Origin of the sequence: Pseudomonas sp. SWRI99, from assembly GCF_014270125.1 — a bacterium.
Lineage (GTDB): Bacteria > Pseudomonadota > Gammaproteobacteria > Pseudomonadales > Pseudomonadaceae > Aquipseudomonas > Aquipseudomonas hamedanensis.
The window spans coordinates 1-14,314 of the sequence record NZ_JABWQR010000003.1 but is presented as its reverse complement, the minus strand read 5'-3'; the positions used below and the strand labels follow the sequence as shown (position 1 = coordinate 14,314).

Genomic DNA, 14,314 nt, shown 5'->3' with positions numbered 1-14,314 from the left:
CGCAGACCAATCTCCAGGAGTCAAACGTACATGAGCAACATGAACCACGAGCGTGTCCTCAGTGTTCATCACTGGAACGACACTCTGTTCAGCTTCAAGTGCACCCGCGATCCGGGCCTGCGCTTCGAGAACGGTCAGTTCGTGATGATCGGCCTGCAGCAGCCCAACGGCCGCCCGCTTATGCGCGCTTACTCGATCGCCAGCCCGAATTGGGAAGAGCATCTGGAATTCTTCAGCATCAAGGTGCAGGACGGTCCGCTGACCTCGCAACTGCAGCACTTGAAGGAAGGCGACGAGATCATCATCTCGAAAAAGCCTACCGGCACTCTGGTGCTGGATGACCTGAACCCGGGCAAGCATTTGTACCTGCTGAGTACTGGCACCGGTCTGGCGCCGTTCATGAGCGTCATTCAGGATCCGGAAACCTACGAGCGCTTTGAAAAAGTGATCCTGGTTCACGGTGTGCGTTACGTCAACGAAGTCGCCTACCGCGAATTCATCACCGAGCACCTGCCGCAGAACGAGTTCTTCGGCGAAGCGCTGCGTGACAAGCTGATCTACTACCCGACCGTGACCCGCGAGCCGTTCGAGAATCAGGGCCGTCTGACCGACCTGATGCGCAGCGGCAAGCTGTTCAGCGACATCGGCCTGCCTCCGATCAACCCGCAGGACGACCGCGCGATGATCTGCGGCAGCCCGAGCATGCTCGACGAGACCAGCGAAGTGCTCGACAGCTTCGGCCTGAAGATTTCGGCGCGGATGCGCGAGCCGGGTGATTACCTGATCGAGCGTGCGTTCGTCGAGAAGTAAGCACCACAGACAGCCCCCATTGCCTTGGCAGGCAATGGGGGCTTTTTTATGCCCGACACATTTTCTTCATGCTTGCCACGATCCTACATCGACCGCGAGCATCAATCCCCGGTGGGGATAACTTCCAGCACGCGGATCTGCTCCGGCGTCGGATAATGCCAGCGCACGTCGAGATCCCAGAATTGCGCACCGTATTCACGTTCCGGTGCCGGTGTCTGATAGGCCGGACGAGGATCCTGAGCCAGGCACTGTTCAATCAGCTCAACCAACGGCTCATCGAGGCGCTGGGCATGTGTATGCGCCTGTTGCAGCGCCGACTCCGCCCACTGCACGTCAATCAGTTGCGGCGCGGCGCTGGCGATATCGTTTCTCGCCCCCGGGATGATATCGGCATATGGCACGTAGGGTTTGATGTCGAGAATCGGCGTGCCGTCGAGCAGATCAATCCCGGAGATGAACAGGCGATGGGCTTCGACCTTGTCCAGTTTCACCACCGATTGGCCGATGCCGTTAGGGCGATGGGTGGCGCGAGTAGCGAACACGCCCATCGACTTGTTGCCGCCCAGGCGCGGCGGGCGAACTTTCAGGCGTGGCTTTTCCTCCAGCGCCTGATGGAACAGGAACAACAGCCACACATGACTGACCTGCTCCAGGCCCTGTACGGCATCACCCTGGTCGAACGGTGCGACCAGTTCCAGCACACCACGGGCAGCCGGGGCCAGTTGTGGCTGACGGGGGATGGCGAACTTCTCCTTGAAGCAGGAGCGCACGAAGCCGATGGGGGAAACGCTGTAAGTCATGGTTTTGAATCGACGCGGGGTGGGGGGGGGATGATAACCCGGCAGCCCTTAGATCTGGTGGTGACTGGCTGACGCTATCGCGAGCAGGCTCACTCCTACAGGGTCATGGGTGTACACAAAATCTGTGCTCGCTGAAAATCCCTGTAGGAGTGAGCCTGCTCGCGATAGCTTCACCGCCGATCTCAGAGGCTGAACCCCCCATCCAGCGGAATAATATTCCCGGTCATATAGGCCCCGGCCGTACTCGCCAGGCTGATCGCCAGCGCCGCCATCTCCTCCTCACGCCCCCAGCGCTTCATCGGAATCAGCGCAGTATCCTCAGCCAACGCCTGTTCATCATTACCAATATGCCGGGTCATCTTGCTCGGAAACCGCCCCGGCGCAATCACGTTGACGTTGATGTGCTGGCTCACCAGCTCGCGCGCGAGAATGCGCGACAGCTGATGCAGGGCCGCTTTACTCGGGCCGTAGGCATACGCCTGCTCGCCGAACGAAGAAATCCCCGCTACCGAACCGATATTGATGATCCGCGCCGGATTCGCCGCCGAACCGGCCTTGCGCAGCAGCGGCAGGAACTGCTGAATGCAGCTGAACACCGAGGTCACGTTGAGCTGCATGACCTTTTCCCAGCCTTTGACGGGGTAGCTCTCCAGCGGTGCGCCCCAGGTGGTGCCAGCGTTGTTCACCAGAATATCCAGATGAGTGATCTGCTCGCCCAGGCGCGCAGCCAATTCCCGCACGCCTTCTTCGGTGGCCAGATTCGCCGCCACGCCATGGCAAATGCCCAGCGCGGCAAGTTCTTCAGCAGTTTGGTGGCAGGCTTCTACGTCGCGCGAGCAGACATAGACATGGGCGCCGGCCTCGACGAAGGCCTTGGCGATCATTTTGCCAATACCACGGGTGCCGCCGGTCACCAGCGCGGTGCGGCCTTGCAGGGAAAAGTAGGGGTGCATGGCGACTCCTGAGGGCTAGGGATCAGTACACTCTAGGCCATGCGGCCAGCTTCGAGCTGCAAGCTACAAGCGGCAAGTCAAAAAACAATGCCCCGCCTTGCCGCTTCTAGCTTCTAGCTTGCAGCTTGTCGCTGCTTTACGCTCTCACGCGGAGCGTGAGGCCCTTGAGGAAGTTGCGCAGCAACTGGTCGCCACACGGACGATAGTTGGTGTGGCCGACCTTGCGGAACAGCGCGCTCAGTTCAGGTTTGGACACTGGGAACTCGGCGGCTTTGAGAATCGCATGCATGTCGTCTTCTTTCAGTTCGAAGGCGACGCGCAGCTTTTTCAGGATGATGTTGTTGGTCACCGGTACTTCGATCGGCTGCGGCGGACGGCTTTCGTCCTTGCCGCGCTTGAAGACCACCAGGCCGTCGAGAAAGTGCGCGATGACTTCGTCCGGGCAGCGTACGAAGCCTTCTTCGTCTTCTTCCTTCTTGTCGAGCCAGGTCAGGACGTCAGCGAGCGCTACGTCCATGCCGCCAAGTTTGATGATCTCGACGACTTTCTTGTCGCTGATGTCGAGCATGTAGCGCACGCTGCGCAGTACGTCGTTATGAACCATGTCGGTATTCCTGATGCGTGGTGGGCAGCGCTCGGGGGGCGCTGCCGAAATGTGTGGCGGCAGTGCAAACCCTAGAACTTCTCTTTGCCGGACAGGTAGCGCCATTGGCCAACCGGGACTTTGCCGATCGAGACGCCGCCGATGCGGATGCGGCGGATGCCGATGACCTTCAGGCCCACCGCTGCGCAGAACTGCGCGATGATCCCCGGCTGCGGGTTTTTCATGGCGAAGCGCAGGCGGTTTTCATTTTGCCAGCTGGCCTTGACCGGCGGCAGTTCCTTGCCCTTGTGTGTCAGGCCGTGCTGCAAGCGGTTGAGGCCGTGGGCGGCCATCTCGCCTTCGACTTCGACGATGTATTCCTGCTCGATCTTCGCCGCGTCGGCGGTGAGCTTGCGCAGGATTTTCCAGTCCTGGGTGAACACCAGCAGGCCGCTGGCGTTGGGCTGCAGGTCGGCGCTGGCGGTCAGGCGCAGGAAGTGCCCGCGCAACGGGCGCTTGCTGTAGCGATGCTCTTCGCTGAGGGTTTCGGCGCTGAGCGATTGCATGGCGCTCTCGACATCCATGCCGGCAGGCGCGTTGAGCAGGATGGTCACCGGCTCCGGCGCGGTGGCCTTGGCATCTTTGTCGAGTTCGACTTTCTGGTCGCCGACCTTGAATTGCGGCTCGTCAATGACTTCGCCGTCCACGGTGACCCAGCCGCCCTCGATGAACAGCTCGGCCTCCCGGCGGGAGCAACCAACCAGTTCGATGAGGCGTTTGGAGAGGCGAATCGGGTCAGTCATGACAGGGCCGTAACAAAAAAGGGGTGGGCATTGTACCTGTGTGGAAGCGGTTAAGCCCGGTTCCATTTGCAGGCGCTGTATTCAATGTGGGAGCGAGCCTGCTCGCGAAGAGGTTTTTTCAGTCACATCAGCAGTGACCGGCCCGCCCCTTTCGCGAGCAGGCTCGCTCCCACAGTTTGTTCTATGTGATGTCAGGCATGGTTCGAGCGTTGCTGGGACTGCCGCAACCGCATGTGCAGCAACGGATACGGCTGGCCCATGCCATCGACTTCGGAACGGCCGATGACCTCGAAGCCCTGTTTCTGATAAAAGCCCAAGGCTTGCGGATTCTGTTCGTTGACGTCCAGTTCGTCGGCATTCAACCGTTCGATCGCGTATCTGAGCAACTGCTTGCCCAGACCCTGACCGCGATGATCGGGGTCGATAAACAGCATTTCAATCTTGCCCGCCGCAACACCGGCAAACCCGGTGATGCGTTGCTGGCCGTCCCGGGTGCAGATCAGCATCACCGCATCGAGATAGCGGGTGAGCACCAGATTGCGCAGCAGCTCGATGTAGCTGTCTGGCAGAAAGTCATGGGTGGCGCGGACCGAGGCCTCCCAGACCCGGGTCAGTTCTTCGTAATCGCTGATTTTCGGTGTGTGGATGACCGAATGCTGACGCATGTGCGTGTGCCTCTCGTGCGTGTTCAAGGGAGTCCGTCCCCCGCTAAACGATAGCCGCAAAAAAGCCCCGCATCCTGAAAAAGAGCGGGGCTTTCGAATTCTGCACTGTCCCTGGTGGGAGCGGGCTTGCTCGCGAATGCGTCACATCAGCCGGCATCTTCACTGACTGATTCACCGCTTTCGCGAGCAAGCCTGCTCCCACAGGTTTTGCGTGGTGCTTAGATCTGCTCAGCCCACAAATCGTATTCGTCAGCGTCAGTCACCTTGCACCAGACTTTGTCGCCCGGCTTCAGATTGCTGCCGTTGTCGATAAACACGTTGCCATCGATTTCCGGGGCATCGAAGAAGCAACGGCCAACCGCGCCTTGCTCGTCAACCTCATCCACCAGCACTTCGATCTCACGGCCGATGCGCATTTGCAGGCGTGCCGAGCTGATTGCCTGCTGGTGCGCCATGAAGCGGTCCCAACGGTCCTGTTTGACGTCGTCCGGCACCACGTCCAGGTCCAGATCGTTGGCTGGCGCGCCTTCAACCGGCGAATACTGGAAGCAGCCGACGCGATCGAGCTGGGCTTCGGTCAGCCAGTTGAGCAGGTATTGGAAGTCTTCTTCTGTCTCGCCCGGGAAACCGACGATGAAGGTCGAGCGGATGATCAGATCCGGGCAGATTTCGCGCCAGTTCTTGATCCGTGCCAGGGTCTTGTCTTCGAACGCCGGGCGTTTCATCGACTTCAGGACTTTCGGGCTGGCGTGCTGGAACGGGATGTCCAGGTACGGCAGGATCTTGCCGGCGGCCATCAGCGGGATCAGCTCGTCGACGTGCGGGTACGGATAAACGTAGTGCAAGCGGACCCAGACGCCCAAGGTGCTCAGGGCTTCGCACAGCTCGGTCATGCGGGTTTTCACCGGTGCGCCGTTCCAGAAACCGGTGCGGTATTTCACGTCGACGCCGTAAGCGCTGGTGTCCTGGGAAATCACCAGCAGCTCTTTCACGCCGGACTTGACCAGACGCTGAGCTTCGTCGAGCACATCGCCCACCGGACGGCTGACCAGTTTGCCGCGCATCGACGGGATGATGCAGAACGAGCAGCTGTGGTTGCAGCCTTCGGAAATCTTCAGGTAGGCGTAGTGACGCGGGGTCAGCTTGATGCCTTGCGGCGGCACCAGGTCGATCAGCGGGTTGTGATCCTTACGCGGCGGCACGACTTCGTGCACGGCGTTGACCACTTGCTCGTACTGCTGAGGACCGGTCACAGCCAGTACGCTCGGGTGCACGTTGCGAATGTTGCCTTCTTCCACGCCCATGCAGCCGGTGACGATCACCTTGCCGTTTTCCTTGATCGCTTCGCCGATCACTTCCAAAGACTCAGCCTTGGCCGAATCGATGAAACCGCAGGTATTGACCACCACGACGTCGGCGTCCTGATAGGTGGACACCACGTCATAGCCTTCCATGCGCAGCTGGGTCAGGATGCGCTCGGAGTCGACCAGTGCTTTCGGGCAACCCAGAGATACAAAGCCAACCTTTGGATTGGCCGGCGCAGGAGTGGTGGACATGTCTAACCTCGGTGTTTTGTGACGTCGCCTTCGGGGTACGGAAGCCGACGGATGGGCGCTTAAGGCGCGCCTCTGATCAAAAAGTGCGCAATTCTAGCGGCGGGCAACGCACTTGACCAGCTTTATACGGGGAAATACGACGAGTGCTGCGCTATGCTTCGCGCCGTTGAGCTTTACCAATTTTTTACAGTCAACAAAACGTCTGTAACAACAGGTAAAACAGCGCATGCTGCAGCACAAAGCATAGTGCTTCCTTCAAAGAAGCCGGTATTGAGATCAGGAGTGATGGATGGGTCAGGCAAGTAATCATGCGGCAGGCGCCGAAGGTTCGGCAAGCAGGCCGCTGAGCATGCTGGTCGCGGCGGTCGGGGTGGTTTACGGCGACATCGGCACCAGTCCGTTGTACACCCTCAAGGAGGTGTTTTCCGGCGGATACGGTGTGCCGGTCAATCACGACGGCGTGCTCGGCATCCTGTCGTTGATCTTCTGGTCGCTGATCTGGGTGGTCTCGATCAAATACATGATGTTTGTCCTGCGCGCCGACAACCAGGGCGAGGGCGGCATCATGGCCCTCACCGCACTGGCGCGGCGAGCAGCGGCGGGGCGCAAGCGCCTGCGCACGCTGTTGGTGGTCTGCGGACTGATCGGCGCGGCGCTGTTTTACGGCGACAGCATGATCACCCCGGCCATTTCAGTGCTTTCAGCGATTGAAGGTCTGGGCTTGGCGTTTGACGGCATCGATCACTGGGTGGTGCCATTGTCGCTGGTGGTGCTGGTGGCGCTGTTTCTGATCCAGAAGCACGGCACAGCGCGAATCGGCATTCTGTTCGGGCCGATCATGGTCACTTGGTTCCTCGTCCTCGGCGCCCTCGGCGTGTATGGCATCAGCCACGCGCCAGAAGTGCTGCACGCGATGAACCCGGTCTGGGCCGTGCGCTTCTTCACGGTTCACCCAGGCATGGGCGTGGCGATCCTTGGCGCCGTGGTGCTGGCGCTGACCGGCGCCGAAGCGCTGTACGCCGACATGGGCCACTTCGGCCGCAAGCCGATTGCTCGTGCGTGGTTCCTGCTGGTGCTGCCGGCGCTGGTGCTGAACTACTTCGGCCAGGGCGCGTTACTGCTGGAAAATCCTGACGCGGCGCGTAACCCGTTTTATCTGCTGGCACCGAGCTGGGCATTGATTCCGCTGGTTGGCCTGTCGACCCTGGCCACGGTGATCGCCTCGCAAGCGGTGATTTCCGGTGCGTTCTCCCTGACCCGTCAGGCGATCCAGCTCGGCTACATTCCGCGCATGTACATCCAGCACACCTCCAGCGACGAGCAGGGCCAGATCTACATCGGCGCGGTGAACTGGGCGCTGATGGTCGGCGTGGTCCTGCTGGTGATCGGCTTCGAGTCCTCCGGCGCACTGGCTTCGGCCTACGGCGTGGCGGTGACCGGGACCATGCTGATGACCACCATTCTGGTGTCGGCGGTGATGCTGCTGCTGTGGAAATGGCCACCGATCCTCGCGGTCCCGGTGCTGCTCGGTTTCCTGTTGGTCGATGGCCTGTACTTCGCCGCCAACGTGCCGAAGATCGTTCAGGGCGGCGCATTCCCGGTGATCGCCGGTATTGCCCTGTTCGTGCTGATGACCACCTGGAAGCGCGGCAAACAACTATTGGTCGACCGCCTCGACGAAGGCGCGCTGCCGCTGCCGATCTTCATCAGCAGTATCCGCGTGCAACCACCGCATCGCGTGCAGGGCACCGCTGTTTTCCTCACCGCGCGCTCCGACGCTGTGCCGCATGCGCTGCTGCACAACCTGCTGCATAACCAGGTGCTGCATGAGCAGGTGGTGCTGTTGACCGTGGTCTATGAAGATATTCCGCGTGTGCCGCCATCGCGACGCTTTGAAGTCGAAGCGCACGGGGAGGGCTTCTTCCGGGTGATCCTGCACTTTGGCTTCACCGACGAGCCGGACGTGCCGCAGGCGTTGAAGCTGTGCCACCTCGAAGACCTCGACTTCAGCCCGATGCGTACGACTTACTTCCTCAGTCGGGAAACGGTGATCGCCTCGAAACTCGAGGGCATGGCGCGTTGGCGGGAAGCGTTGTTTGCGTTCATGTTGAAGAATGCCAATGGCAATTTGCGCTTCTTCAATCTGCCGCTGAACCGGGTGATTGAGTTGGGGACGCAGGTGGAGATGTAGGCCTCTCTCAAATGAAAAGCCCCCATCAGCCTTGTGGTTGGCGGGGGCTTTTTTGTGCCTGTGCACTTCGATTGAATCCTGCACCAATCCCCTTGTGGGAGCGGGCTTGCCCGCGAATGCGTCATGTCAGTCGACATCCCCAGTGGCTGATCCACCGCCTTCGCGAGCAAGCCCGCTCCCACAGGTCTGAGGTGCGTACAGATGGATCCGCTTCAGATTCGCTCTTGGCGCGTGCAGGTCTCGAAATCAGCGCCTGAATCATGTCATCAATCAAGGCTTTGCCCATCGCCGTCAGGTAATGCGCAGCCCTGGAATGACGGTCGGTGTATCTGTTGAAGGCTGCGTCTTCTGCGAAGGATTTGAACAACAAGTACAAGATGAACCAAGGGCCCTTCGGATCGAAAAGAAGGCCAGTGAACGATTGCTCATCTTTGATTTGGCCCACGTAATCAGCCATGACGATATGCGGGCAAGGTATGTAGCGGTTAGTGATCAACCCAAGGGCTTGACGACTCGGCCTCGTCAGTGAGACAAGTGTCCACGTTTTATGGAATGTGGACACTTGAGGTTTTGAGCTAAATGAAGAGTCAAGACATTTTACTTTTGTTCAAAATGGCCAGTCTCCACGCTCAGGAAGAGAACCTTTTGGGGGAGATGGAGGCCGAATCGAATTCGGACAGGGTCGAAGAGCTGCTCAGGCCTTATGTCGTCAGCCGAATGACCGCAGGGGAGAGTGTGGGGAAGCCATTGGTCACCTATTCCACTGATGGAGAAGACACAATCTTTCACCGCCGCGAATTCGATTCACCTTTTGCTGATGGGCCAGGCTGGGAGGGATGGGCGGAACCAGCATCTGATCCACCGCTGACAAGTTGGAGCGATCGGTACTCTCTGCGTGCACTGTCTGCCTCTCTTGGACTGAGCAAAAGCGAAGTCTCAAATGCTCTCGCACGATGCCGGGAATCCGGATTGCTCATTCATGACTACGACACCGGGCTTGCCAGAGTGCACCGCCGGGAACTGCTGAAAATTACCGAGCACGCGCTGAAGTACTTCTTCCCAGTCAAGCCTGGCGCGATCGTTCGTGGCATACCCACAGGCTTTGCGGCGCCTGCGCTGTCCAAAAGCATCAAGAGTGCGGGTGGTTTGATTCCGGTCTGGCCGGATGCGCATGGAACCGAGCGAGGCCAAGCGATAGAGCCGCTTTACAAAACAGTGCCGGAAGCGTTGAAAAAAGACCGGATCCTTTACCACTATCTGGCGCTCGCTGATGCAATCCGTCTGGGCGGTCCGCGTGAGTGTGGTGTGGCAATCAGTATTCTGAAGGCAGGAATGGGGCTGAAATAACATGTCGTCAAACGCGGATCACAACTACGAACTCATTGAGTTCGTGGCTGAAGGCTTGGGCGAGGCGTTTCTCGCCGAAGTTGCCTTTGTTGGCGGTTGCACAACCGCCATGCTGGTTACAGATACAGCCGTGCTGGACGACATTCGTTTCACTGATGACGTTGATCTAGTGATCGAGCTGGCCGGTAGCGTTGGCGACGATGATGTCACGTGGATAGATGTTCAGCTTGGCCCGCAAGGCTGATGAGCTGTCTGAATCCAGCCCGCTCCCACCAGGAGATTTTGGTCGCGGCTGGAATGTAAAAAGCCCCGCAACCGTGAAGTTGCAGGGGCTTTTTGTGGTCGGTGCTTCAGATCACTCTTGCGCCACCGAATCCTTGCTCTGGCGCTTCTGAATCAGATCCACCAGACGCTTGGCCAGCGCCGGGTAGTTCTCGTCGAAGTGATGACCGCCGGGTAGTTTCACCGCTTCGCCAACGGCAGTCTTGTCGGTGCAGCCACTCTCGTCGGTCTCTTCCTCGCCATAGATGCACACAACCTTCGCCGCTGGCAGCTTGGCCATTTCCGGGCCGGTGGCGGCTTCTTTGCCGGCGTTGCCGAGCCAGCCTTCGACTTCGATTTCGAAGCTGCCGGTGCGGGCGAAGGCGAGCAGGATGATGGCGTCGACGCGCTGCTGTTCGTTCTCTGGCAGGCGGTTGTAGATCGCCGGGAGGACGTCGGCGCCGAACGAGTAACCGGTGAGGATGAAGCGCTTGGTGCCCCATTTCTGCCGGTAGTGCTGCATCAATTCGGTGAGGTCGAGGGCGCTTTGTTCCGGGCTCTTGTGCTGCCAGTAGTAGCGCAGGGTGTCGATGCCGACCACCGGGTAGCCGATCTTGGCCATTTCCCCCGCCACATCGCGGTCGAGGTCGCGCCAGCCGCCGTCGCCGGAGAGGAACAGGGTCACGGTGTCGTTGGCCTGGCCGGCCGGCACTTCCACCACCGGGATCGCCAGGCCGCCGTTGGCCTTGTCGCCGCCGACGAGGATTTTGCGCAGTTCGTTGTTCAGCACTTGCGGCAGGTTGATGTCGTAGTCGCTGATGCTGGTCTCGGCGTTCGGTTGATCACGCACGAAACCGGCGCTGGTGTCGTCCGGGTTGTCGTTCCACGCGACCAGCCAGTGGCCGTGGGCGGCGGATTTCGGCAGCAGGTGGGTGCAGCCGGGTTTTTCCAGGGCCAGATCGACGGAGATGGCCTGCGCCTTGTCGTCTTTCTGTTCCGCCAGCCAGCGCCACGCCAGCACGGCGCCCGGGCCGATGCCGCTGACCAGTGTCGCCGGGCCGTTCAGTTCGCGCAGGCCCGCTTGCAGGGCGCGGCTTTGCAGCAGGCAGTCCTTGGGCAGGATCACCTGAACGATCTGCGCCGAAGCGCTGCGGCTGAGGGTAGTCAGTTGTTTCTCGGAGAGCTTCTGCTCGTCGGTGACCGCCACCAGCACCTGGGCCTTGGCTTTGGTGCCCGGGATCACCCGGGTCATGGCCGCGCCATCGGCGGGTTTGAGCTGTTCGACGGTCGGTTCCGGTGCCGGGCGTTTGAGGTACCAGAAACAACCGCCGGCAATCACGGCCAGCACCAGCAGGGCGGCCAGGATGTACTTCAGGGAGCGTTGAATCATCAGCGTTTCACCAATCCAGTCAAGCCGCCCGCGATCAGGGCAGCAGTGTCGGCCAGCGCCACGAGCGGATCGAGTCCGGCGGGCACGGCCATATAACGGGGTTCCCAGTCAGGCTGGAACTTGTCTTTGAAGCGGCGCAAGCCTTGGAAGTTGTACAACTGCTCACCACGGCGGAAGACCATCGAGCCCAGTCGTTGGGTCAGCGGCGCACCACGCCGGGGTTGCAACCCCGACAACGGCACCATGCCCAGGCTGAAGCGCGCGTATCCGTGACTCTTATAGTGTTGAATCAGGCCGACCATCATGAATTCCATGGTCAGCTTCGGCGCCTCCGGGTGCGCGCGCATTAGGTCGAGACTGGCCAGATCGTGGCTGTAGGTCTCGAGCAGGTTGGCGAACGCTACCGGGCGGCCTTCGAAGCGAATCACGGCGATGCGGAAATGCTTCAGGTATTCGTCACTGAAGCGGCCGAGGGAGAAGCCTTTCTCGCGCACGTTCTTGCCGGTCAGCCAGGCATCGGAAATCACCTTGAGTTCAGCCATCGGCGCCTGACCCGGCTCATGGATTTCCAGCGACAGGCCGTCGCGGGTGCCACGGTTCCAGGTGTAGCGCAGGTCCTTCATCTCCTTGCCCTTGGCTTCCAGGTCGAAACGCTGCAGATCGACCCGCGCTTCTTCGCCGAGCTTGATTGCGGTCAGGCCGATGTCCATGTAGTAGGGCAGGTTCTCGGCGCGCACCTGATAGAACACCGGGCGGGCGTGATGGATGTCGCACAGGTCACGGAACTGCCAGATCATTTCCGCGCGTTGCTGGCTCGGCCCGATCGGGTCGTACAGCGCCACCAGGCTGCGGCCACGGCGGGCATACATCAGAAACGCCTCATCGTTGGGGTGGAACAGCAACGCCTTGTCACCGGTCAGGGCGAGGCCGCCGTCGGGTTGCGCCGACGCCATGAGGATCTTCGCCGCGCGCTCGAGTTCTTCGGGTGTCGGCAGATGAATCACTGGGCGTGCGGTGCGCAGCAGCCAGGTCAGAGAAATCACCACCAGCAGCACCGCAGCGCCGAGCAGCGAGCGCAGACCACGCGGGGCGTCAGCATCCAGAGTGAACTGCCACCAGAGCTGGTGGCTGTAAGGTACGTCCTGATAGGCAAACAGCAGCAACCACGCCGAAGCACCCAGCACACACAGGCTAGCGACCAGATACAGCGGCGAAAACGGCAGTTCGGTCAGACGGCTCGGGCGATAGAAGGAGCGGCGGAACACACCGAGCAGGGCGGCCGTCAGGGTCATCAGCGTGGCTTCTTCCCAGTCAAAGCCTTTGAGTAGCGAGAGCAGGGCGCCGACCAGCAGCAAAATGGTGGTCAACATCCACGCCGCCGATAGACGACGACGCAGACCCTGGGCGAGCAACAGACAGAGCACGCCAATCAGGCTGGCGCCGAAGTGCGACGCGTCAACCAGACGATGCGGGATCAGAAAGCCGATGTGCTCCAGACGCGTGTCGATCTCCGGGGTGGCGCCGGAAAACAGCAGCACCACGCCCGACAGGAACACCAGCACCGCCAGAATCGGCGCGGCCAGTCCGGACGCCGCACGCAGGGTCTGGCTCTGAAACAGACGCTGGCCTTCGTTGATCAGCAGCAATACGCAGGCGACCAGCAGCGGCAGCACCACATAAATCAGGCGATACAGCAGCAGGGCGGCGGCCAGTGGTGCGGCACCGAGCTTGTCGGCAAATGCGGCGAGCAGAATCGCTTCGAACACACCAACGCCGCCCGGCACGTGACTGAGTACACCGGCGGCCAAAGCCAACAGGTACACCAGCAGGAACGGTGCAAAGGGCGGCGCTTCCGGCAGCAACAGGTAGAGCACCGTGGCGGCAGCCGCGACGTCGAGGGCGGTGATCACCAGTTGCAGGAGGGTCAGGCGCCGGCCCGGCAGGCGCAGCGTGCGGCGCCCGGCCTTGACCAGCAGATTGTCGGGGTAGGGTTGTTCCGGCAGGCGACGGCGATAGATGCCGATCGCCAGCACCGCACCAAGGATCAGCACAGCGGCGGCGACGGAGCCCAACAAAACCTGGGACAAACCCAGCGCTTGCGAGGCGGCCGGCAGGTTGCTCAAGGTGGCCAGCGCAGCCAGCGGCGGCAAGGCGCAGCCCAGCGAGAGGCTGGCGAACAGGGTCATGTGTGCGACTTCCGACGCACCGACGCCCAATCGCGCATATAAACGATAGCGAACCGAGCCGCCGGAGAGCAGCGACAGGCCAATCGCATTGCCAATCGCAAATGCGGTAAAGCCGCCGAGGGCGAGCATGCGCGGTGGCAACGTTACACCGGCGTAGCGGCTGGCCGACCATTCATAGCCGAGCAGGATGACGAAGCCGACCACGGTCGCCCCGAGAGCACCGAGCAGGGCCGGTTTCGGGACGTCGAGAATCGAGTCATGCAGCGCGTCGAGATCGAGTTCGGCGAGCAGATGGCGGCAGGCAATCAGGGCAACGGCAAACAGCAGCAACGTGACGGCCAGGCCGATCGGTTGACGGTATTTGCTTAACCGATCCAGCCAGCGCAAACGCTGGGGTTTGATCGGTTGCTCTGCTGTGACGGTGTCTTGTGGATCAGACGAGTTGGCGCGCATCAATCACCTCTTGGATTGTGCGCGACAGGATGGAGGTATCCAGCCAAGTTACCAATCCCTGTAGAAAAAAATAATCACAAAATACTACGCCTCTCGTCGGGCATCGGCGAGGGCAGTTCCCGGATTGCGAAGGGCCTTTCTGCGTCTTGAGTCAGGTCGCAGATGGCGGCTCCGATGATCCCCAGCGGTTTCACTGCACAGTGACAGATCATTGTTGCGAAAGGACTTTTTCGACAGATACAAAAAAGGCCACTCTTTCGAGTAGCCTTTTTTGATGTTTGGTTGCGGGAGCCGGATTTGAACCGACGACCTTCGG

At 60.5% G+C, this 14,314-nt stretch carries 12 protein-coding genes and 1 pseudogene; 4 read left to right on the top strand and 9 right to left on the bottom strand.

Going from position 1 to position 14,314, the window contains the following annotated elements:
- Positions 1–30 precede the first annotated feature (30 nt).
- Positions 31–810, top strand: coding sequence for a ferredoxin-NADP reductase (gene fpr, locus HU743_RS03020; RefSeq protein ID WP_007908723.1), 780 nt, complete (start codon positions 31–33; stop codon positions 808–810).
- 101 nt (positions 811–911) lie between these two features.
- Here the strand turns inward: fpr and tsaA are convergent, their stop codons facing one another.
- The 6 genes from tsaA to rimO all read right to left on the bottom strand — a co-directional run bounded on the left by tsaA (position 912) and on the right by rimO (position 6,170).
- A complete protein-coding gene (gene tsaA / locus HU743_RS03015; protein WP_186646849.1) occupies positions 912–1,610 on the bottom strand; it encodes a tRNA (N6-threonylcarbamoyladenosine(37)-N6)-methyltransferase TrmO in 699 nt (232 codons plus the stop codon).
- A gap of 182 nt (positions 1,611–1,792) precedes the next feature.
- Complete coding sequence (locus HU743_RS03010) at positions 1,793–2,563, bottom strand: SDR family oxidoreductase (protein ID WP_186646845.1); 771 nt, start codon at positions 2,561–2,563, stop codon at positions 1,793–1,795.
- A 136-nt stretch (positions 2,564–2,699) separates the two neighbouring features.
- Positions 2,700–3,167 carry a DUF1456 family protein gene (locus tag HU743_RS03005; RefSeq protein WP_186646843.1) on the bottom strand — a complete coding sequence of 156 codons (468 nt, stop codon included), beginning with the start codon at positions 3,165–3,167 and terminating at the stop codon, positions 2,700–2,702.
- 71 nt (positions 3,168–3,238) lie between these two features.
- Positions 3,239–3,949 carry an rRNA pseudouridine synthase gene (locus HU743_RS03000; RefSeq protein WP_186646841.1) on the bottom strand — a complete coding sequence of 237 codons (711 nt, stop codon included), beginning with the start codon at positions 3,947–3,949 and terminating at the stop codon, positions 3,239–3,241.
- Positions 3,950–4,140: 191 nt separating this feature from the next.
- The gene (locus HU743_RS02995; protein WP_186646839.1) at positions 4,141–4,614 is read right to left on the bottom strand and encodes a GNAT family N-acetyltransferase; all 474 of its coding nucleotides are present in this window, start codon (positions 4,612–4,614) and stop codon (positions 4,141–4,143) included.
- 218 nt (positions 4,615–4,832) lie between these two features.
- A complete protein-coding gene (gene rimO / locus HU743_RS02990) occupies positions 4,833–6,170 on the bottom strand; it encodes a 30S ribosomal protein S12 methylthiotransferase RimO (protein WP_186635397.1) in 1,338 nt (445 codons plus the stop codon).
- Between the two features lie 289 nt (positions 6,171–6,459).
- Here rimO and HU743_RS02985 point away from each other — a divergent pair, with 289 nt between their 5' ends.
- Positions 6,460–8,361: a potassium transporter Kup gene (locus HU743_RS02985; RefSeq protein ID WP_186646837.1), complete on the top strand. Its 1,902-nt coding sequence runs from the start codon at positions 6,460–6,462 to the stop codon at positions 8,359–8,361.
- A gap of 121 nt (positions 8,362–8,482) precedes the next feature.
- Here the strand turns inward: HU743_RS02985 and HU743_RS02980 are convergent, their stop codons facing one another.
- Entirely contained in the window at positions 8,483–8,818 is a 336-nt protein-coding gene (locus HU743_RS02980) for a DUF3077 domain-containing protein (protein ID WP_186646835.1), read from the bottom strand.
- A gap of 122 nt (positions 8,819–8,940) precedes the next feature.
- On the opposite strand from HU743_RS02980, the gene HU743_RS02975 reads away from it, so the two are divergent.
- Both HU743_RS02975 and HU743_RS02970 read left to right on the top strand, forming a co-directional pair.
- Positions 8,941–9,708 carry a MarR family transcriptional regulator gene (locus HU743_RS02975; RefSeq protein ID WP_186646833.1) on the top strand — a complete coding sequence of 256 codons (768 nt, stop codon included), beginning with the start codon at positions 8,941–8,943 and terminating at the stop codon, positions 9,706–9,708.
- A 1-nt stretch (position 9,709) separates the two neighbouring features.
- Positions 9,710–9,895: pseudogene (locus tag HU743_RS02970) on the top strand (hypothetical protein); the annotation flags it as partial.
- Between the two features lie 168 nt (positions 9,896–10,063).
- Here the strand turns inward: HU743_RS02970 and HU743_RS02965 are convergent.
- Both HU743_RS02965 and mprF read right to left on the bottom strand, forming a co-directional pair.
- Entirely contained in the window at positions 10,064–11,359 is a 1,296-nt protein-coding gene (locus tag HU743_RS02965; RefSeq protein ID WP_186646831.1) for a virulence factor family protein, read from the bottom strand.
- On the bottom strand, positions 11,359–13,998 hold the full coding sequence (mprF, locus tag HU743_RS02960) for a bifunctional lysylphosphatidylglycerol flippase/synthetase MprF (protein WP_186646829.1): 2,640 nt from the start codon (positions 13,996–13,998) through the stop codon (positions 11,359–11,361). The genes HU743_RS02965 and mprF overlap by 1 nt, the downstream gene beginning before the upstream one ends.
- Positions 13,999–14,314 lie beyond the last annotated feature (316 nt).